At 73.2% G+C, this 19,543-nt stretch carries 20 protein-coding genes; 13 read left to right on the forward strand and 7 right to left on the reverse strand.

The window, feature by feature from the left end:
• The first annotated feature begins 27 nt into the window (after positions 1–27).
• The 4 genes from H030_RS29990 to H030_RS0106930 all read left to right on the forward strand — a co-directional run bounded on the left by H030_RS29990 (position 28) and on the right by H030_RS0106930 (position 6,499).
• A complete protein-coding gene (locus tag H030_RS29990) occupies positions 28–1,623 on the forward strand; it encodes a DHA2 family efflux MFS transporter permease subunit (RefSeq protein WP_035126871.1) in 1,596 nt (531 codons plus the stop codon).
• 18 nt (positions 1,624–1,641) lie between these two features.
• A complete protein-coding gene (locus tag H030_RS0106920; RefSeq protein ID WP_027005574.1) occupies positions 1,642–2,349 on the forward strand; it encodes an HAD family hydrolase in 708 nt (235 codons plus the stop codon).
• Between the two features lie 6 nt (positions 2,350–2,355).
• Positions 2,356–4,749: a glycoside hydrolase family 65 protein gene (locus H030_RS0106925; protein WP_027005575.1), complete on the forward strand. Its 2,394-nt coding sequence runs from the start codon at positions 2,356–2,358 to the stop codon at positions 4,747–4,749.
• 448 nt (positions 4,750–5,197) lie between these two features.
• A complete protein-coding gene (locus H030_RS0106930; RefSeq protein ID WP_027005576.1) occupies positions 5,198–6,499 on the forward strand; it encodes an acyl-CoA dehydrogenase family protein in 1,302 nt (433 codons plus the stop codon).
• On the opposite strand, the gene H030_RS0106935 is transcribed toward H030_RS0106930, so the two are convergent.
• Positions 6,496–6,768, reverse strand: a complete 273-nt coding sequence (locus tag H030_RS0106935; protein WP_027005577.1) for a hypothetical protein — start codon at positions 6,766–6,768, stop codon at positions 6,496–6,498. The genes H030_RS0106930 and H030_RS0106935 overlap by 4 nt on opposite strands.
• 137 nt (positions 6,769–6,905) lie before the next feature.
• Here H030_RS0106935 and H030_RS0106940 point away from each other — a divergent pair, with 137 nt between their 5' ends.
• A complete protein-coding gene (locus H030_RS0106940) occupies positions 6,906–7,730 on the forward strand; it encodes a serine hydrolase (protein WP_027005578.1) in 825 nt (274 codons plus the stop codon).
• Here H030_RS0106940 and H030_RS0106945 read toward each other — a convergent pair.
• A complete protein-coding gene (locus tag H030_RS0106945; protein ID WP_155891884.1) occupies positions 7,727–8,221 on the reverse strand; it encodes a hypothetical protein in 495 nt (164 codons plus the stop codon). The genes H030_RS0106940 and H030_RS0106945 overlap by 4 nt on opposite strands.
• 118 nt (positions 8,222–8,339) lie before the next feature.
• Between H030_RS0106945 and H030_RS0106950 the strand changes: the two genes are divergently transcribed.
• The 4 genes from H030_RS0106950 to H030_RS0106965 are packed head-to-tail and all read left to right on the forward strand — an operon-like array spanning position 8,340 to position 11,324.
• A complete protein-coding gene (locus H030_RS0106950) occupies positions 8,340–8,519 on the forward strand; it encodes a hypothetical protein (RefSeq protein ID WP_027005580.1) in 180 nt (59 codons plus the stop codon).
• 40 nt (positions 8,520–8,559) lie between these two features.
• Positions 8,560–10,041, forward strand: coding sequence for an amidase (locus H030_RS0106955; protein WP_081690581.1), 1,482 nt, complete (start codon positions 8,560–8,562; stop codon positions 10,039–10,041).
• The gene (locus H030_RS29995; protein WP_035125959.1) at positions 10,038–10,595 is read left to right on the forward strand and encodes a TetR/AcrR family transcriptional regulator; all 558 of its coding nucleotides are present in this window, start codon (positions 10,038–10,040) and stop codon (positions 10,593–10,595) included. Before H030_RS0106955 ends, H030_RS29995 begins: the two co-directional genes overlap by 4 nt.
• Before the next feature lie 6 nt (positions 10,596–10,601).
• Positions 10,602–11,324 (forward strand): SDR family oxidoreductase, encoded by a 723-nt coding sequence (locus H030_RS0106965; RefSeq protein ID WP_027005582.1) that lies wholly within the window; start codon positions 10,602–10,604, stop codon positions 11,322–11,324.
• A 1-nt stretch (position 11,325) separates the two neighbouring features.
• Here the strand turns inward: H030_RS0106965 and H030_RS0106970 are convergent, their stop codons facing one another.
• Positions 11,326–12,096, reverse strand: coding sequence for an MlaE family ABC transporter permease (locus tag H030_RS0106970; protein ID WP_231398379.1), 771 nt, complete (start codon positions 12,094–12,096; stop codon positions 11,326–11,328).
• Positions 12,097–12,177: 81 nt separating this feature from the next.
• Here H030_RS0106970 and H030_RS0106975 point away from each other — a divergent pair, with 81 nt between their 5' ends.
• Both H030_RS0106975 and H030_RS0106980 read left to right on the forward strand, forming a co-directional pair.
• A complete protein-coding gene (locus H030_RS0106975; RefSeq protein ID WP_035125962.1) occupies positions 12,178–12,870 on the forward strand; it encodes a GntR family transcriptional regulator in 693 nt (230 codons plus the stop codon).
• Complete coding sequence (locus H030_RS0106980; RefSeq protein ID WP_027005585.1) at positions 12,867–13,439, forward strand: 2-oxo acid dehydrogenase subunit E2; 573 nt, start codon at positions 12,867–12,869, stop codon at positions 13,437–13,439. The genes H030_RS0106975 and H030_RS0106980 overlap by 4 nt, the downstream gene beginning before the upstream one ends.
• A 3-nt stretch (positions 13,440–13,442) precedes the next feature.
• Here the strand turns inward: H030_RS0106980 and H030_RS36540 are convergent, their stop codons facing one another.
• Positions 13,443–14,516 carry a GGDEF domain-containing protein gene (locus H030_RS36540; protein WP_027005586.1) on the reverse strand — a complete coding sequence of 358 codons (1,074 nt, stop codon included), beginning with the start codon at positions 14,514–14,516 and terminating at the stop codon, positions 13,443–13,445.
• Between the two features lie 285 nt (positions 14,517–14,801).
• Between H030_RS36540 and H030_RS0106990 the strand changes: the two genes are divergently transcribed.
• Together H030_RS0106990 and H030_RS0106995 are read left to right on the forward strand one after the other, a co-directional pair.
• Positions 14,802–15,263 carry a DUF4396 domain-containing protein gene (locus H030_RS0106990; protein ID WP_027005587.1) on the forward strand — a complete coding sequence of 154 codons (462 nt, stop codon included), beginning with the start codon at positions 14,802–14,804 and terminating at the stop codon, positions 15,261–15,263.
• Complete coding sequence (locus tag H030_RS0106995) at positions 15,260–16,132, forward strand: hypothetical protein (RefSeq protein ID WP_027005588.1); 873 nt, start codon at positions 15,260–15,262, stop codon at positions 16,130–16,132. Before H030_RS0106990 ends, H030_RS0106995 begins: the two co-directional genes overlap by 4 nt.
• On the opposite strand, the gene H030_RS0107000 is transcribed toward H030_RS0106995, so the two are convergent.
• The 3 genes from H030_RS0107000 to H030_RS36550 all read right to left on the reverse strand — a co-directional run bounded on the left by H030_RS0107000 (position 16,044) and on the right by H030_RS36550 (position 19,441).
• Positions 16,044–16,271 carry a hypothetical protein gene (locus H030_RS0107000; protein WP_027005589.1) on the reverse strand — a complete coding sequence of 76 codons (228 nt, stop codon included), beginning with the start codon at positions 16,269–16,271 and terminating at the stop codon, positions 16,044–16,046. The two genes, H030_RS0106995 and H030_RS0107000, sit on opposite strands and share 89 nt — an antisense overlap.
• 188 nt (positions 16,272–16,459) lie before the next feature.
• The gene (locus H030_RS36545) at positions 16,460–18,058 is read right to left on the reverse strand and encodes an aldehyde dehydrogenase family protein (protein ID WP_051221935.1); all 1,599 of its coding nucleotides are present in this window, start codon (positions 18,056–18,058) and stop codon (positions 16,460–16,462) included.
• A 3-nt stretch (positions 18,059–18,061) separates the two neighbouring features.
• Positions 18,062–19,441, reverse strand: coding sequence for a proline dehydrogenase family protein (locus H030_RS36550; protein ID WP_051221941.1), 1,380 nt, complete (start codon positions 19,439–19,441; stop codon positions 18,062–18,064).
• Positions 19,442–19,543 lie beyond the last annotated feature (102 nt).

Raw genomic sequence — 19,543 nt, forward strand, 5'->3', positions numbered from 1 at the left:
CGCGCCCGGCGGGCTAGTGTGCGGCGCATGCTCTCGTCGTTGAAGGACCCCAAGCGGCTGTCGTTGGTCGCGGCGATCATGGGGTCCTTCGTGGTCGGGCTGGATGCCACGGTGGTCAACGTGGCGCTGCCGTCGATCAGCGACGACCTCGGCGGTGGGTTGGCGGGGCAGCAGTGGGTGTCGAACGCGTACCTGCTGGCGCTGGGGTCGCTGATCCTGATCGGCGGGTCGCTGGGCGACCTGCTCGGCGAGCGGCGGGTGTTCGCGATCGGCGTCGGCGGGTTCGGCGCGGTGTCGCTGCTGTGCGCGCTGGCGCCGTCGATGGACGTGCTGATCGCGGGACGCGCGCTGCAGGGCGTGTTCGGCGCGCTGCTGACGCCGAGCGCGCTGGCGGTGATCGTCAGCGCGTTCCCGCCGGACGAGCGCGGCGGCGCGATCGGGTCCTGGACGGCGTGGTCGGGGATCGCGACGGTGATCGGGCCGCTGTGCGGCGGTTACCTGATCGACGCGACCTCGTGGCGGTGGATCTTCGCCATCAACATCCCGTTCGTGGTCATCACGTTGATGTTGATCCTCGTCGCGGTGCCCAAGCGGGAGCGGGACACGCGGCACGCGCCGATCGACTGGGTCGGCGCGGTGCTGTGCGCGCTGGGGCTCGCGGGGCCGGTGTTCGCGCTGATCCGCCAGCCGGCGCTGGGCTGGGGCGCGCCGGGGGTCCTGATCCCGGCGGTGGCCGGCATCGCGCTGTTCTTGGGGTTCTTGGTCTGGGAGTCGCGCGTCGCGCACCCGATGCTGCCGCTGGGGCTGTTCGCGCGGCGCAACTTCGCCGTGGGCAACGCGCAGACGTTCGCGATGTACGGCGGCCTGGGGATCACGTTCTTCTTCCTGGTGCTGTTCCTGCAGCAGGTCGCCGGCTACGACGCGCTGCAGGCGGGGCTGGCGACCGTGCCCGCGACGGTCGTGATGTTCCTGCTCAGCAAGCGCGCGGGCCGATTGGCCGATCGCTTCGGGCCGCGGTTGTTCATGGGGTTGGGGCCGCTGATCGCGGCGGCGGGGCTGGCGCTGATGCAGCGCGTGGGCGCCGACCCGGACTACTGGACCGACGTGTTCCCGGCGATCCTGCTGTTCGCGGTGGGGCTCTCGGCCACGGTGGCTCCGTTGACCGCGACGGTGCTGGCCGACGCCGACGAGCAGAACGCGGGGATCGCGTCGGGCGTCAACAACGCGGTGGCGCGCGTGGCGTCGCTGCTGGCGGTCGCCGCGCTGGGTGCGGTGGTGTCGTCGTCGTTCACGTCGTCGATCGACTCGGCGTTCGGCGGCAGCAACCGCGTGCTGTCGCCGGCCGGCGCGGCGACGGTCGCGCACGCCAAGAGGCAGACGCTGGCGACCGCGGACGTGAGCGGGCTGCCCCCGGAGGAGGCGGCCGAGGTCTCCGCCGCGGTGACCCACGCGTCCGTCAAGGCCTTCCACCTCGGCATGGGCCTGTCCACCGGGCTCGTCGCGATCGGCGGGATCCTGGGCCTGGTCGGCATCGTCAACCCCCGCCGCGAGGTGCGCTGCGAGGACTGCGCGGGCGGCGCGCTGGTGGGCGTCCCGCAGGACGCCGCCGCGGGCGCGGCGTAAATGGGTAAGGCTTGACGCATGCTCGGACTTCCGGATGACATCGAGGCACTGCTGTTCGACCTCGATGGCGTGCTCAGCCAGACCGCCAAGGTCCACGCGCGGGCGTGGAAGGAGATGTTCGACGGCTACCTGAAGGACAGGGCCGAGAGGGAGGGCGGCGAGTTCGTCCCGTTCGACGCGCACGACGACTACGACGAGTACGTCGACGGCCTGCCGCGCGAGGACGGGGTCCGGTCGTTCCTGAGGTCGCGGGGGATCAGGTTCGACGAGGACCTGGTCCATCAGTTGAGCGACAAGAAGAACAGGCTCGTGCTCGAGATCATCAAGAAGGACGGCGTCGAGGCGTACTCCGGCTCGGTGAAGTACGTGGACGCGGCGCGCGAAGCCGGGCTGAAGATGGCGGTGGTGTCGTCGTCGGCGAACGCGCGCGACGTGCTCAAGGCGATTGGGTTGCTCGACAGGTTCCCGGAGATCGTGGACGGGCATGCCGTCGCGGAGGAGGGGCTGAAGGGCAAGCCGGCGCCGGACACGTTCCTGGAGGGCGCGAGGCGGCTGGGCGTTGCGCCGTCGCATGCCGCGGTCTTCGAGGACGCGCTGGCGGGCGTCCAGGCCGGGCGCGACGGCAGGTTCGGCGCCGTTGTCGGGGTCGATCGCGTCGGGCAGGCGGCGGCGCTGCGCGACCACGGCGCGACGATCGTCGTCCAGGACCTGGCGGAGTTGTTGTAGACCTTCATGATCACCCACCCCAACTACGACGCGAACGACCCGTGGGCGCTGCGCGAGCGCGGCCTGGACCTCGGGACGCTGGCGCAGTCCGAGTCGGTCTTCGCGCTGGCCAACGGCCACATCGGCCTGCGCGGGAACCTCGACGAGGGCGAGCCGGTCGGCCTGCCGGGGACGTACCTCAACGGCTTCCACGAGACGCGGCCGCTGCCCTACGCCGAGTCGGCATACGGGAACCCGGAGGCGGGGGAGACGGTCGTCAACGTCACCGACGCCAAGTTGATGCGGTTGCACGTCGACGACGAGCTGTTCGACGTGCGCTACGGCGAGCTGCTGTCGCACGAGCGCGTGCTCGACTTCCGGGCGGGGATGCTGCGGCGCGAGGTGCACTGGCGCTCGCCGGCCGGCGCGGAGGTCCGGATCCGGTCCAAGCGGCTGGTGTCGTTCTCGCAGCGGGGCGTGGCGGCGATCGAGTACGAGGTCGAGCCGGTCGGCAGGTCTGCGCGCTTGGTCATCCAGAGCGAGCTGGTCACCAACGAGGACGGGCACACGGGTGCGCCCTCGGGGCCGGGCGGGGCCGAGCACGGCGGCGACCCGCGCGGCGCGGCGGCGCTGGCGCAGCCGCTGGAGGGGCTGGAGTCGTTCGCGGATGACATGCGGGTGTCGCTCGTGCACCGGACCAAGCGCTCCGGGGCGTTGGTGTGCGTGAGCGCCGATCACGAGGTGGAGGGCCCGGCGGGGACCGAGACGACGGTGGAGCACGGGGACGACGCGGCGCGGGTGATCGTGGCGGCCGACGTGCCCGAGGGCTCGACGCTGCGCGTGTTGAAGTTCATCTCGTATGCGTGGTCGGGACACCGGGCGCTGCCGTCGGTCCGCGCCCAGGCGCGCGGCGGCCTGGCCGAGGCGGCGCACACGGGCTGGGACGGGCTGTGCGAGGAGCAGAGGGCCTACTTGGACGCGTTCTGGGAGGGCGCGGACGTCGAGGTCGATGGCGACGGCGAGCTGCAGCAGGCGATCCGGTTCTCGTTGTTCCACGTGTTGCAGGCGGGCGCGCGGGCGGAGCGACGGGCGATCGCGGCGAAGGGGCTGACGGGGTCCGGGTACGACGGGCACGCGTTCTGGGACAGCGAGTCCTTCGTGTTGCCGGTGTTGACCTACACGTCGCCGGATGCGGCGGCGGACGCGCTGCGGTGGCGGTTCGAGACCTTGGGGTTGGCGCGCGACCGGGCGCAGCAGCTGGGGTGGGCGGGGGCGGCGTTCCCGTGGCGGACGATCACGGGGCAGGAGTGCTCCGGGTACTGGCCTGCGGGCAGCGCGGCGGTGCACATCGGGGCCGACATCGCGGATGCCGTGCTGCGCTATCAGCGGGCGTCGGGCGATCCGGTGTTCGCGCGCGAGGTCGGGCTGCCGCTGCTGGTGGAGACGGCGCGGCTGTGGATCTCGCTCGGGCACTACGACCGCAAGAACCGGTTCCGGCTGGCGGGCGTGACGGGCCCGGACGAGTACAGCGCTTTGAGCGACGACAACACGTACACCAACTTGATGGCGCGCCGGAACCTGCTGGGCGCGGCCGAGGCGGTCGACGCGCATCCGGAGAGCGCGGCGGGGCTGGGCGTGGGGCACGACGAGTCGACGCAGTGGCGGCGGGCGGCCGATGCGATGCACGTGCCCTACGACGGGATCCTGGACGTGCACATGCAGGCGGAGGGTTTCACGCACCACGCGGTGTGGGACTTCGAGGCGACGCCGGCGGAGAACTACCCGTTGTTGTTGCACTACCCGTACTTCGACCTGTACCGCAAGCAGGTCGTCAAGCAGGCCGACCTGGTGCTGGCGCTGTACACGTGCGGGGACCGGTTCACGGCCGAGCAGAAGGCGCGGGCGTTCGCGTACTACGAGCCGCTGACCGTTCGCGATTCTTCGCTGTCGGCGTGCGTGCAGGCGATCGTGGCGGCGGAGACGGGGCACCTCGAGTTGGCCTATGACTACCTCGGGGAGGCCGCGTACATGGACCTCCACGACCTGGAGCACAACACGCGCGACGGGCTGCACATCGCGTCGCTGGCGGGTTCCTGGCTGGCGCTGGTCGCCGGCTTCGGCGGGTTCCGCGATCACGACGGCGTGCTGTCGTTCGCGCCACGCGTGCCGCCGGGAGTCGATCGGTTGGCGTTCCGGATCGGCGTGTCGACCGGCCGCGTGCTCGTCGAGGTCGACGCCGAGAACGCGCACTACACCCTGCAGTCCGGCGAGGCGCTGGAGATCCACCACCATGCCGAGCTCGTCCACCTGACGGCCGACTCCGGCCGCGTGTCCCGCCCCATCCCACCGCTCCCCCACCGCGAACGCCCCCGTCAACCCTCCGGCCGCGAACCCCTCCGCCGCTCCGCCCCCCGCGCCTGACCTCAAGTCCCGCGCCTCGCCGCCGCGCCGTCACTCAGGTCACGCGCCTCGCCGCCGCGGCACCGCCACTGCCTTCGCCGCGTCGTCACTTCGCGGCGCCGCGCGTCGTCGTGGTTGAAGGCGCTTCGCTTGGTCCGGTCGTCGCGGTGGTGCGGAGTGAGGTCGGTCTCGCCGCCGTTCGTCCGGCATCGAGTCAACGCGCATCTCACTCTGCGGCGGCGCCGTCGTCTGTTCCGCGTCGTCACTCCGCGGCGCCGCGAGTTGTTGGGGTTGAAGGCGCTTCGCTTGGTCCGGTCGTCGTGGTGGTGCGGAGTGGAGTCGGGCTCGCCGTCGGCTGTCCGGCTTCGCGTCACACGCGATCCGGTTGTTGGGGCACCGCCGGTGTTTCCTTCGCGGTGGGCGTACCTGGGTCTCGCGTCGTGGTCGGTCGGCGGAGTAGGGTCGCGGCATGGGTTGGGATTTCGCGACGGAGCCGGAGTACGCGGCAAAGCTGGACTGGGCGCGGGAGTTCGTCCGGGAGAACATCTGGCCGTTGGAGACGCTGGCCGGCGAGCTCGGGCAGGAGGCGCTGGATCGCGCCTACGCGCCGTTGCAGGAGGAGGTGCGCAGGCAGGGGTTGTGGGCCGCGCATCTGGATCCGGAGCTGGGGGGACAGGGCTACGGGCAGGTCAAGTTGGGGTTGTTGCATGAGGTGCTTGGGACGTCGCCGTATGCCCCGAACGCGTTCGGGTGCCAGGCGCCGGACTCGGGCAACTCGGAGATCCTGGCGCTCGCAGGCACGGTGGAGCAGAAGGAGCGGTACCTGGAGCCGCTGCTCGCCGGCGACCTGAGGTCGGCGTTCTCGATGACGGAGCCGGACTCCGCTGGGTCGGACCCGACGCTGCTCAAGACGCAGGCCCGCAGGGATGGCGACGAGTACGTCATCACCGGCCGCAAGTGGTTCTCCTCGAACGCGTCGATCGCGAACTTCCTGATCGTCATGGCCGTCACGGACCCGGACGCGCGGCCGCACCAGCGGGCGTCGATGTTCCTGGTCGACGTCGACACCCCGGGCGTCAACATCCTGCGCGACGTGCCGACGATGGAGCACCCGTGGGAGGCCTTCGGCCAGCTCGGCGGGCACGCGGAGATCGTCTACGAGGACGTCCGGATCCCGGCGTCCGCCCGGCTGGGCGGCGAGGGCGAGGGGTTCCTGATCGCTCAGCAACGCCTCTACCCGGGCCGGATCCACCACTGCATGCGCTGGCTCGGCGTCGCGCAGCGGGCGTTCGACATGCTTTGCGAGCGCGCGACCTACCGCTACGCGCACGGCAAGACGCTCGGCGAGCACCAGTCGGTCCAGAACTGGATCGCCGACTCCGCTGCGCAGATGCAGGCCGCGCGCCTGATGACGCTGCAGGCCGCGTGGGTCATGGACACCCAGGGCGTCGCCGCCGCGCGCAAGGACATCGCCTTGATCAAGTTCTTCGGCGCGCAGGTCCTCCACGACGTCGTCGACCGCGCGCTCCAGGCCCACGGCTCGCTCGGCTACTCGACCGACCTGCCGCTCGAGGCCATGTACCGCTACGCCCGCGCCGCGCGCATCTACGACGGCCCGGACGAGGTCCACCGCCAGTCCGTCGCCCGCCAGATCCTCCGCGGCTACGCCCCTCCGGCCGACGAGATCCCGACCGAGCACGTCCCAACCCGCCGCGCCGCCGCCCGCGACCAGTTCGCGCACGTCCTCGACACGATCACGGCCAACGACTAGCTGAACGCGAAGCGCTGGAGGGCTTCAAGCATCGCCGAGCGGGGGATGGGGCCGATGCGGACGGACCAGGCCTGGTCGAGCTCTTGGCGGAAGGTGGTGGGGAGGCCGGCTGATTCGATGATGGTCTTGGCGAACTCGGCGTCGGCGTAGCCGGTGGAGCCGTGGTAGGTGAAGTCGATGCCGTAGCGGTCGGCGTCGATCGGCCAGATCGAGATGCGGTTCGGGCGTAGGGGTGCCGGTGGGCGGTCGGTGGGGGTGAGGTCGGCCACGGGAGGCGAGGGTATTCGGCGAAGTCTGGACTGGTGGTCCAGGTGTGTTCTTCGCGGACGTTGCGGGAACTCTCACGCGGCGTTCAACCGCGTCTTGTGGAGTGCCGGGGATCGCCAGGCCGAGATTGAGACTTGCCGTGCTGGCCGCCAGTGCCGTTGTGCTGGTGGTCGTCGCCGTGCGCGCGCCGAGTGGGCCGGCGTCGTTGGCGCAGACGCAGACCACGGCGGCGCCGGCGACCGTGGAGGCGGTCCCGGTGAAGGCGACGTCGACCACATCAACTTCCCGCAGTCCCGTGCTCGCGACCGCCGCGGGCGTTGCCAGCGCACGGAAGTTCGCGGCGCGGCGCAGGGGCGTCGTCGGGTTCGCGGTGCTGGACGGGCAGGGCCGGATGCGCGGCGTCAACCGCAGCGTGCAGTTCCCGTCGGCGTCGGTCGTCAAGGCCATGTTGTTGGTTGCGACGCTGCGCCGCTACGGCCACGGCCACCTGGACGCGAAGACCGCCCAGACGCTGACGCGCATGATCGAGGTCTCCGACAACGACGCCGCCGACGCGATCTACCGCCGCGTCGGCGCCGCCGGCCTCTACCGCGTGGCCAACGCGGCCCACGCCAGGCACTTCCGCGACGTCGGCTACTGGGCCAGCGCGCAGCTGACCGCCGCCGACCAGGCGCGGTTCTTCTACAACATCGACAAGTTGGTGCCCTCGACGCACCGCCACTTCGCGCGCAAGCTGCTGTCGTCGGTCGTCTCCTACCAGCGCTGGGGCATCGCGCCGGTCGCGGCACATCACAACATGAAGGCCTTCTTCAAGGGCGGTTGGCGGACCGGGATCACGCACCAGGTCGCGCTGCTGATCCGCGGCAACCGCCGCGTCGCCCTGGCGGTCCTGACGAGCGGCGCGCCCTCGCAGGCCTACGGGGAGCAGACCATCGAGGGCATCGCCGCGCGCGTCTTGCGCTAGGTCGTCGAGCCCGAGGTCGAGCTGGTCGAGGACGGCGCGGTCCCCGACGGCGGTGCGCCGCCGTTGCCGCCGCCCGGCCCGGCGCCCTGCGGCATGACCGTCGCCAGCGCCGCGGAGACCTTCGACTCCGACAGGTTCAGCGCCCTGGCGATCGCCGCCGCCATGTTGCCCGGACCGCCCGAGCTGCCGCTCGGCTGCTGCCCCGGCGTCCCGGTCGGGCGCGCCGACTGCATCGCCCTCTGGAGCGCGCTGGTCGAGACGCCGAGCTTCGTGGCAAGCGTCTTCAGCGTCGTCGCGTCGAACCCGCCGCCGCGCGCTCCGCCGGCGGTGCCGCCGGGCGCCGCCGTGCTCGACGACGCCGACTGCTGCGCCGCCCCCGAGTTGTTGGTGCTGTTGTTCGACGACGACGAGCCGCAGCCGGCGACCGCGCCGCCGAAGAGGGCGGTGGTCCCGACGATCACGGCGACTCTCCGGATACGTGGCTTCTTCATGTCCACCACCATCGGCGCGCGGCCTGAGCGCGCGCTGGGCCGCCGCTGAGCCATTGCTGGGCATCGTGCGGACCGCGCCAGGTTTCACGCCCGTACCCTGCGGTATCTGCACTCCCGGATGGACGAGCGCCCCGAGCCCGACGAGCAGACCGCCGCGGTCCCCGCGCTCGTCGAGGCGCAGCTGGAGACCGCGCGCGCCGAGGTCTTCCGCGCCTACGTCCGCGCCCGCGCGAAGGCGAGGGAGCTCGCCGCCGAGGCCGAGCCGCCCGAGCGCCGCGAGCCGCCTGGGACCGGCTGAGACTTGGTCGTTCGAACGAACGACAGATAACCTGCGCCGCATGACGACCCCGAGCGACGCCGCCGCAGGGACGCCCGCCACGACGGCCGAGACGACGACGCGCGCCGGCGCCGACCTGGCGTTCGCCGGACTGCGCCGGACGGCGGAGCTGATCGCCAGCGGTGAGGCGTCCAGCGCCGAGCTGGTCGAGGCGGCGCTGGCGCGGATCGACGCCGCGCAGCCGGACCTCAACGCGTTCCGGGTCGTCCGCCACGAGGCGGCGCGCGCCGAGGCCGCCGCGGCCGACCAAACGCCGCGCGACGCCCGCGGCCCGCTGCACGGCGTCCCGATCGCCATCAAGGACGACATGGACCTCGAGGGCGAGTGCACCGCGTTCGGCTGCGAGGGCACGTTCGCCGCCAAGACCGCCGACGGCGAGGCTGCCCGTAGGCTGCGGGCGGCGGGCGCGGTGATCGTCGGCAAGACGACGTCGCCCGAGTTCGGCCAGTGGCCTATCACCGAGGGCCCGGCCTTCGGCGCCACGCGCAACCCCTACAACTTGGAGCACACGCCCGGCGGGTCGAGCGGCGGCAGCGCCGCCGCGGTCGCCGCGGGGCTGGTCCCGGCCGCGCTCGGCTCCGACGGCGCGGGCTCGGTCCGGATCCCGGCCGCCTGGACGCACCTCGTCGGCATCAAGCCCCAGCGCGGGCGGATCTCGACGCTGCCCGACCAGGAGGCGTTCGAGGGCCTGACCTGCATCGGGCCGCTGGCCCGGACCGTCGCCGACGCCGCGTTCCTGCTCGACGTCGCCGCCGGCGGCGCGCCCGGCGACCGCCACACGCCCAACCGGCCCGGCGTGCCGTTCGCGCGCAACGCCGAGACCGCCGATCCCGGCCGCCTGCGGATCGCGCTCTCCACCCGGATCCCGTTCAGCGGCGCGCCCGCCAGGCTGAACCCCGAGGTCGAGGAGCACGTCACCCGCCTGGCCGGCGTTCTCGAGCAACTCGGTCACGAAGTGGTGGAAGACGACCCGCGCTACGGCCTGATCGGCGCCACGTTCATCCCGCGCTCGATGGCCGGCCTGCATGAGTGGTCGCACCGCGTCCCGGACGCCGCGCGCCTCGACCCGCGCACGCGCCACAACGCCTCGCTCGGCCGCTGGCTCAAGGGCCCGCCGCTCCGGCTCGCCCGCGCGCTGGAGGCGCCGCTGCGCGCCGGGATCGGCCGCATCTTCCACCGCGTCGACGTCGTCCTGGCGCCCACGACCGCGCAGCCGCCGCTGCCGGTCGGCGCGATCGACGGCCTCGGCGGCTGGGCGACCGACAAGGTCATCGTCGGCGCGTGCCCGTACGCGTGGCCGTGGAACGTCCTCGGCTGGCCGGGCGTCAACGTGCCTGCCGGCCTGACCCGCGACGGCCTGCCGGTCGGCGCCCAGCTGCTCGGCCCGCAGGCCAGCGAGCCGCGGCTGATCGCGCTCGCCGCGCAACTTGAAGCACATGAGCGGTGGCAGGACACGCGCCCGCCGTACGCCGCGGCCGCATGAGCGCCCGCGAGCGGATCCTGCACGCCACCCTGGAGCTGATCGGCGAGTCCGGGATCGGCGGCGTCACCAACCGCGCGGTGGCGACCCGCGCCGACGTCTCGCTCGGCTCGCTCACCTACCACTTCGCCTCCCAGAACGACCTCCTGCGCGAGGCGCTGCTGATCTTCGTCACGCGCGAGGCCGAGCGCCTGGAGCAGCTCGCCGACGGGCTGGACGGCGCGCCGCTGGAGATCGACGAGGTCGCGGCTGCGGTCCAGGCGGTCGTGCAGTCGGCCAACCGCAACGAGCAGCTCGCCCAGATGGAGCTGTACCTCCAGGCCTCGCGCGACGGCGAGCTGCGCGACGTCGCCGCGCGCGCCTACGCCGCCTACGACCAGGCGGCGCGCACGGTCCTGGTCGCGCTCGGCGTCGCCGACCCGGAGCCGCTGATCCCGGCGCTGATCGCGCTGGTCGACGGCTTCGAGCTGCGCCGCCTCGCGCTCGACGGCCCGGGCGCCGACCCGGCGCTGACCGCCGCGCTGGCGGCGCTCGTGCGCGCGGGCACGTCAGACTGACGCACCATGGACCTCGGGTTGGACGGCAAGGTCGCGCTGGTCACCGGCGCGTCGCGCGGGATCGGGCGCGGGATCGCGGAGGCGCTGGCCGCCGAGGGGGCGCGTGTCGTGAGCGCGTCGCGCAGCGGCGAGGGCGTTGGCAAGGCCTATGCCTTCGACTCCGAGGACCTGAGCGCCGTCGATCCGCTGATCGACCTGGTGGAGAACGAGGTCGGGCCGATCGACGTCTACGTCGCCAACACCGGCGGCCCGCCGTTCGGCGCCGACCCGCTCGCGTTCAGCGACGAGCAGTGGGAGGCCGCGTACCGGACGCTCGTGATGTCGCCGATGAAGATCGTCCGGCGCGTCCTGCCCGGGATGCGCGAGCGCAGGTGGGGCCGGGTCCTGGCCGTGTCGAGCAGCGCCGCGGTCGAGCCGATTCCCGGCCTCCAGCTCTCCAACGTCAACCGCCCGGGGTTGTTGAACGCCTTCAAGCTGCTGGCGCGCGACACGATCGCCGACGGCGTCACGTTCAACGCCGTCCTGCCCGGCCGGATCGGGACCGACCGGATCTACGGCAACTCCGGCGGCCGCGAGGTCGCCGAGGAGGCGGCCAGGCAGCTCCCGGCCCAGCGGCTCGGGACGGTCGCCGAGATCGCGGCGGCCGCGGCGTTCCTGGTCAGCGGGCCGGCGAGCTACGTCACCGGCCAGTCGCTGCTGGTCGACGGCGGGCTCACGCAATCCTGGTAGCTCACCTGATCGTGAGCATGTCCGGGTGGGTCGCCAGCAGCGTCTGCGTGAAGATGTAGTTGAACGCGCCGACGGCCAGCAGCGTGATCACGACCGCCTGGTTGACCGCGCGTCCGACGCCGGCCGCGCCGCCGGACGCGGTCATGCCCTTGTAACAGCAGATGATCGCCGTGATCGCGCCGAACAGCGTGCACTTGACGACCGACGCCCACAGGTCCGTCGTGGTGCCGTTGCTGTAGAACGTCGCGAAGAACGGCCCGAGCGGCGCGTGGTGGGTCAGCGTCGCGATCAGCCCGCCGGAGACGCCGGCGATGATCGCGAACACGTCGAACAGCGCGGTCGCCAGCATCAGCGCCAGGAACCGCGGCACGACGAGGTTCTTCACCGGGTCGACGCCGAGCACCTGGAGCGCGTCGAGCTCCTCGCGGATCTTGCGTGCGCCGAGGTCGGCGGTGATCGCCGTCCCCGCGACGCCCGAGACGATGATCGCGCAGACCAGCGGTGCGAACTCGCGGATGTCGGCGAGCCCGAAGAGCCCGCCGAGCCGGTCGATCGAGCCGAGCAGCTGCACGAAGTTCCCGCCCTGCACGCCCGGCACCGCGTAGTTCAGGCAGACCGACGTGATCAGCAGCGGCAGCCAGCAGAGCCGCAGCGCGAAGATGAACTGGATCGTGAACTCCGCGCCGTACGGATACGGCGGCCTGATCGCCGAGACCAGCGTCTTACCGGTCAAGATCATCATGTCGCCGATCTCGTCCAGGAACGTGAACACGGAGGGACGCTAACCCTTCCGCCACCCTGAGTTCAACCCTGAACACACGATCGTGTGCGATTGGCTTGTATACATCCGCCCATGCGGATCGCCCTCGGCGAACGCGCGTCGGGCGTCTCGGCGCGTGATCAGGTCTACCTCGCGCTGCGCGAGGCGATCGTCAGCGCGGAGCTCGCTCCGGGGCGGCGGTTGAGCGAGAACGAGCTGGCCGAGCGGCTCGGCGTGTCGCGCACGCCGGTCCGGGAGGCGCTCGTGCGCCTGCGCGACGAGCGGCTGGTCGCGATCGTGCCGCAGCTCGGGACGTTCGTCACGCTGATCTCCAACGAGGGCGTCGAGGACGCCGCGTTCGTCCGCGAGGCGTTGGAGTGCGCGGCGATCCGGCTGGCGACGCAGCGCGCGACCGAGGACGACCTCGCCGAGCTGCAGGCCAACCTCGCGGCGCAGGACCGCGCCCAGGAGGCCGGCGACGCCGACACCTTCGACCGCCTCGACGACGCGCTGCACCGGCGCCTCTGCGAGCTGTCGGGCCGCGAGATCGCGTGGCAGCTCAGCCGCCGCGCCAACGGCCACCTCGACCGCGTCCGCCGCCTCTCGCTGCCCGAGCCCGGCTACCTCGGCGAGATGGTCAGCGAGCACCGCGTCGTCGTCGCCGCGGTCGCCGACCGCGATCCGGACCACGCCGAGGCGACCCTGCGCCACCACCTGCGGATGGTGCTGTCGAGCCTGCCCCACATCCGGGAGGTCCACCCGGACTACTTCGAGGAGAACGAATGAGCGCGAAGGGCGCTGTCGAGACGATCGAGCCCACCGCCGCCCAGCGCACCGCCGCGCGGCGCGTCGCCGAGGCCAAGGCGACGATCCCGGACTTCCAGGCTTCCATCTTCTATGACAACGCGCCGCCGCTCGGCGCCGCGATCGTCGCGGCCGGGCGGGCGCTGAAGGCGGTCGCCGCGGTCAACGGCGCCTACGTCGACGCCAAGTTCCAGCACTACGAAGCGGCGAACGTCGGCGTCGTCCTGGCCGGCGCGACGCCGGTCGTCCTGGACGCCGACGGCAAGACCGCGGAGGCGGCGGACGCCGAGATCGCCGCCGCGCGCGCCGCGCTTGAGGCAGGCACGCTGACCGCCGCCGCCAGCGCCAACGCGACGTTCACGCTGTCGCACCTCGCGGCCGACGGGATCGACACCTACACCTCGATCATCGTTCCCGGCCACGCGGCGTCGCTGGCGATCGGCGCCCGCGCCGCGACGCTGTCGGCCGACGCGCGGATCGTCACGCCCCAGGACGCCGCGGCGTTTTTGAAGGCCCTGGTCGCCGCGCTCGACGGCGCGACCGCGGTCTAGCGCCTAGGCCGCCGCGCTGCGGCGCGCGGCCTTCGCCGCGTACATGCGCTCGTCGGCGAGCCGCATCGCGCCGCGCGCGCTCGGCGCGTCGTGCGGCCACAGCGCCGTCCCGGCCGAGCCGGTCACGCGCGGGTCGCTGCGCAGCGACGCGGTGACCATCGCGGCGACGTCGGCGCCCGGCTTCGACAACACGCAGAACTCGTCGCCGCCGAGGCGGTAGACGTCGCCGTCGTCGCCCGCGGCGTCGGCGATCGCGTCGGCGAGCGCGATCAGGATCTCGTCGCCGGCCTCGTGGCCGAGCGTGTCGTTGAGCCCCTTGAAGCCGTCGAGGTCGCAGATCATCACCTGCACCGGCGCGTCGGCGGTCGCCTGCGGCGCCAGGCGTGCGAGGTCGTCGGCGAGGCGGCGGCGGTTCGCCAGCCCGGTCAGCGGGTCGTGGTCGGCGAGCTCCTGCAGCATGCGCGCCTGACGGCGGCCGGCCCGGACGACCAGCCGCGACGCGCGCTGCAGCGCGAGGCCGACGATCGCGAGGCTGAGCGCGATCGTCAGCGCGCCGCCGGCGATCGTCTCCCGTGCCGCCCAGGTCGCGCGGTCGTGCTGCTGGGCGGCGATCGCGTCGGCGGTGTCGGCCATCTGGTCGGCGGCGAGCGTCAGGTGGTCGGAGGACAAGATCGACGTCCGCTTGCTCGTGGCGAGCGCGGCCACCTGGCGCAGCTGCGCGCGCATCCGCGTGACCTGGGCGTCGCCCTTCAGCAGCGCGGCGAGTTGATCGACGCGCGCGTTGGCGGTCTGGGCGGTCGCGGCGATCACCGGGGTCAGCGCGGGTGCGAGCTGGGCGGCCGGAAGCGAATTGCCGACGAGCGTGATCTGACGGACCGAGTCGCGCAGGTCGGTCGCGAACAGCGTCGCCTGCATCTCGGCGCGGCGCGCGTGCTGCTCGCGCGCGTGGAGGATCAGGAGCGCGCCGATCGCCGCGATGCCGACGGCGAGGACGAGCGCGAGCCACGGCCACCGCTTGGGCGGCGTCAGGGTCGTCGGGGAAGGACGGTGCAGCGGTGGGGGCGTGGGGGCAGACACGGGGACGGCTCTGCAAGAAGGATCGACGTGCTCGCCTCGGCTCTTGATGGGTGGGCAACAGTGAGGTGGGTCACGGATGTGCCGGAACGCTGGGCAGCGCGGGCCGGGGCGCAGTGCTCGACGGCTGTGCACCGGGGCTCAGACCTAGGTATCGAGTGCCTCCGCGCCAGGCACCGCGCGGAGAAGCTGGCACGTCGGCGCTCTGCCGTTCACGCCGCTCTGGACGCCGTTCACCCGGGCGGGGGATGCGTGGTCGGACATCGTCTCCTCGTAGGCTGTGGCGCGATGGACCACGGGCATCACGCCTCGCTGAACCGGACCGCGTTCCAGGCCACCGTGCACTGCCTGACGGGCTGCGCGCTGGGCGAGATCGTGGGGCTCGTGATCGCGACCGCGGCCGGGTGGGGGAACGCGGCGACGATCGCGATCTCGATCTTCCTCGCGTTCGTGTTCGGCTACTCGCTGACGATGCTGCCGCTGCTGCGCTCGGGCCTGAGCGTCCGGGGCGCGGCGCCGCTGGCGCTGGCGAGCGGCACGTTCAGCATCGCGACGATGGAGCTGATCGACTCGCTGACGATCCTCGTGATCCCGGGCGCGATGGACGCGGGGCTCGGCGACTTCCTGTTCTGGTGGACGCTCGCGGGCGCGCTGTTCCTGGCGTTCTGGGCGGCGTTCCCGGTCAACCGCTGGCTGATCGCGCGGGGCAGGGGCCACGCGGTCGTCCACGCGATGCACGACCACGGATGAGCGGCGCGCTCGCAGCCAACGCCACCAACAACGCCCGGGGCGTGGGGTCGGCGCGCAGGAAGCGCTGGCGCCCGGCACGGGACGCGGTGTGGGCGCTGCTGGAGGACGTGGTCGCGCCGGGCGCCGCGGTGGCGGTGGTCGGCGCGGGCAACGGGGACGACGTGCCGCTGGCGCGGCTGGCGCAGCGGGCGGGAACGCTGGACCTGATCGACCTCGACGGCGAGGCGCTGGCGCGCGCGGTCGCGCGGACCGGCGGGAAGGGGCGCGCGGTCGTGGAGGACGTCACCGCCGGAGCCGCCGACGCGATCATCGCCGCGGCGCTCGGGGGCGAGGCGCGGCGGCCGGAGGCGACCCCGGTGGGCGCGGCTGCGCCGCTCGGCGTCTACGACGTCGTCGTCGCCGACCTGGTCCTGACGCAGCTGCTCTACCCAGCGTTGAAGTCGGCGGGGACGTTGAGTGGTCGGGAGATCGACGAGGTGCTGCTGCGCGCGGGGCAGCCGCTGACCGACGCGGTCGTCGCGCGGTTGCATGCGAGCGCGCCGGTCGTCGTGATCCTCCATGACCTGCTCGGCTGGTGGAAGGGCCACCAGCAGCCGTTCGCCCTCGACACGCTGCTGCGCAGGCCGGCAGCGGATGCGCGCAAGCGCGCGCTCGCGGGCTCGACGCCGTACGGGTGCGATCCGTGGATCGCGACCCGGCACGCGGGCGCGCGGGTCGTGGACGAGCGCCACTGGCGCTGGCCGTTCGCGGCCGGCGCGGACTACCTCGTCTTCGGGCTGGTCACCGCTCGTCGCGATCGCGACCCAGCAGCTCGTCCACCGACGGCTGCGCCGCCAGGACGTCCTCCGCAGGCTCCGCGGCCTCGATGATCTCCTCCGGCGACGGCGCGCCGGCGATGATCTCGTCGATCGACTCCTGCTCGACCTCCGGCAGCGGGGGCGCCTCGGGGACGGCCGGCGCGGGCGGGGTGGCGGGCGGGGTCGCCTTCGGCTCTTCTCCCTCGGTCATGCGTGAAGTCGTACCCCATCGGTGGGGCAGGCCGCACGTCGCGTCCACCGGGAGGCGCGCTGTTCGCGCCGCGCCGCCGCTGCCAACCTGCGCTGCATGGCCGTCTCCCTCACCACCTACTCCCCGATCGACGACCACCGCTACGTCCGGCCGGTCGTCCTCCCGGTCCCGCGACCGCGCCCCGACGATCAGACCACGAGCCCGTGGCGCACCGTGTTCTCGGTGACCGCGCGCGCCTCGACGAACTGAAGCAGGTAGTCCGGCCCGCCCGCCTTGGGCCCGGTGCCGGACAGGCGCCCGCCGCCGAACGGCTGGCGGCCGACCATGGCGCCCGTGATCTCCCGGTTCACGTACAGGTTGCCGACCGGCGTGCGCGCGGCGACCTCCTCGACGGTGCGCGGCGAGCGCGAGAACAGCCCGCCGGTGAGCGCGAACCGCGACGCGTCCACCGCGTCGCAGGCGGCGGCGATCGACGGCACCGACTGGACGGCCAGCAGGGGTCCGAAGACCTCCTCCTGGACGACCGGGTGCTCGTCGGGCAACCCGTACAACAACGTCGGCGCGACCCAGTAGCCGTCGCCCTCCGGCAGCCCGTCCGACGCCGCGGCGACGCGCGTCGCGTGCGGGGCGCCCTGGGCGATGTAGCGGCGCACGCGCATCTGCGCGGCGGCGTCGATGACCGCCGGGACGTCGGTCGCGAAGTCCTCGGCCGGCCCGACCTGGAGCGTCCGGACCGCGCCCGCGAGGCGCTCGACGAGCGCGTCGGCGACGCTGTCGACGACCAGGACGCGCGACGCCGCGCTGCACTTCTGGCCCGCGAACCCGAAGGCGCTGGAGAGCACCGCGGGGACGACGTCGTCGAGGTCGGCGTCGCCGTCGACGACGATCACGTTCTTGCCGCCCATCTCGGCGACGACCTTCTTGATGTGGAACTGCTCGTTGACGTCCACGCGGTTGGCGGACTCCAGGATCGACAGCCCCGCCGCGCACGAGCCGGTGAAGACGATCGTGTGCACGCGCGGGTCGGCGACCAGCGCGCGGCCGGGCTCGTCGCCGCCGGGCAGCAGCGCCAGCGCGTCGTGCGGGACGCCCGCGGCGTGCAGCGCGTCGACGACGGCCTGGGCGCACGCGGGCGCCTGCTCGGCGGGCTTCAGCACCACCGCGTTGCCGGTCGCCAGCGCCGCGCTCGCCATCCCACAGGCGATCGCCAGCGGGAAGTTCCACGGCGCGATCACGGCGGTCACGCCGCGCGGGACGTACTTCATCGTGTTGCGCTCACCCGGCAGCTGGATCAGCGCGCGGCCGCGGCCGAGCTCCTCGGCGCCGGCGGCGTAGTACATCAGGAAGTCGATGGCCTCGCAGACGTCGCCGTCGGCCTCGATCCACGGCTTGCCGCACTCGCGCACGGCGAGCGCCGCCAGCTCCAGGCGCCTGGAGCGCATGACCTCGGCGGCGGTGCGCAGGGTCGCGGCGCGCTCGGCGGCGCTGCGCGCGCCCCAGTCGCGCTGGCCGTGCTGCGCGCGCGTCAGCGCCAGGTCCACGTGCGCGGCGGTCGCCGCGTGGGCGTGGGCCACGACGCGCTCCGGCGCGCACGGGTCGACCGAGGCGAACGCCTCGCCGCGGACCAGCTCGGTCCCGATCGACATCGGGACCTCGAGCGGCAGGCGCGTGTCCAGCTCGGCGAGCGCGGCCAGCGCGCGGTCGCGGACCTCGCTCCTGCGGAACTCGAGGACCGGCTCGTTGGTGAACGTGTCGGTCGCGTTGCCGGTGATCTCGGTGGCGCTCATGGCTTAGGGCTGCTCCAGGAGGGTGGTGAGGTCGACGCCCTCGGCCTGGGCGCGGAGGAACGAGTCGTTGCTGGTGTTCTCGAGCAGGCGGCGCACGAGGTAGGCCATCCCGGCGACGAGGTCGCCGATCGGGCAGTAGGTCCGGACGCGGCGGCCGGCGGCCAGCAGCGCGGCCTGCGTCTCGTCGCCGAGGCCACGCAGGACCTGGAGCTCGACGTCGGCGCCGGTCGCGTCGGCGTAGGCGAGCGCGTGGGCGATCGAGCGCAGGTTGTGCGAGGCGATCGCGGCGCGGACGCGGCCGCCACGCTGGGCGTCGATCAGCCGGCGCGTGAGCTGCTCGTAGTTGCGGTCGCAGGCGCGGCGGTCCTGGAAGACCGGCGGGGTCCAGCCGTGCTGGACGGCCTCGACGGTCTCGTGGTCCCAGTAGGCGCCCTTGACGAGCCGGATCGTGAACGGCTGCGCGCGCGGCGTCGCGTCGGCCCAGGCGAGCAGGCGGTCGAGATGCTGGGGCGACTCGGTGAGGTAGGCCTGCAGGACGATGCCGGCGCTCGGGCCTTCGGAGAACTCGGGCTCGCTCAGGACTTTCAGTGTGAGCTCCGTGACCGCCTCGCGCGTGTCGTAGGACTCCATGTCGACGTGCAGGTGCGCGCCGGTGTCGCGGGCGACGCGCAGCAGGTGGCGCAGGCGCGGCTCGGCGCCGGCGATCCCGCGCTCGGGCGCGGTGGCGCGCAGCAGCGGCGTGAGGGCGGAGACCTTGACGCTGAGGTTCACGCGCGGGATCGGGCCCGCGGCGTCGCGCTCGAGCAGCTCGCGGGCGGGCCACTTCGGCGCGGCCGCCGCGACGGCGCGCAGCGTGTCCTCGCAGCGCTGCGCGTAGGCGTCGGCCTCCTCCTCGGTGACCGTCGCCTCGCCGAGCAGGTCGATCGTGGTGGCGGCGCCGGACTTCCACAGGCGCTCGACCTCCGGGAGCGCGTCGTGCGCGTCGGCGCCGATGATGAAGCGCTGGGCCATCTGCTTGACGCCGAGCGCCGCGGCGGCGGCGACGGGGCGCCTGGTCAGGCCGCCGGTCGCGAGCGACGCGCCGCGGGCGGCGAGCGGCGAGCTGGCCGACGCCTCGCTCAGCAGCTCGCCGAGGTGGCGGGCGAGGTCGTCGGGCGAGTCGCACGCGGGGCGGACGTCGACGAAGCGGAAGACCGCGGCGCGCAGCTCGGGGTCGTCGACCATCGCGGCCATCACGCGGCGCTCGACGGCGGCGCGGGGCGTGCGGCGCGCGGTCGGCATCGCGGCGACCAGGGCACGGCCGATCTCCGCGACGCGCGGCTCGATCGTGGCGGACGGCGCCGGGTCGCCGAGGGCCGTCTCCTCGTCGGCGTTCATGAGCATGGTTGAAGGTTCCCCGCGGGGGCGCGGCACAGCAGCGCTCGGGCGTCTCGGATCCGGGGTCGGACGTGCGACATCTGTCGCAGGCCGTATGGTCCGTCTCGT

This window comes from Conexibacter woesei Iso977N, assembly GCF_000424625.1.
GTDB classification, from domain to species: domain Bacteria; phylum Actinomycetota; class Thermoleophilia; order Solirubrobacterales; family Solirubrobacteraceae; genus Baekduia; species Baekduia woesei_A.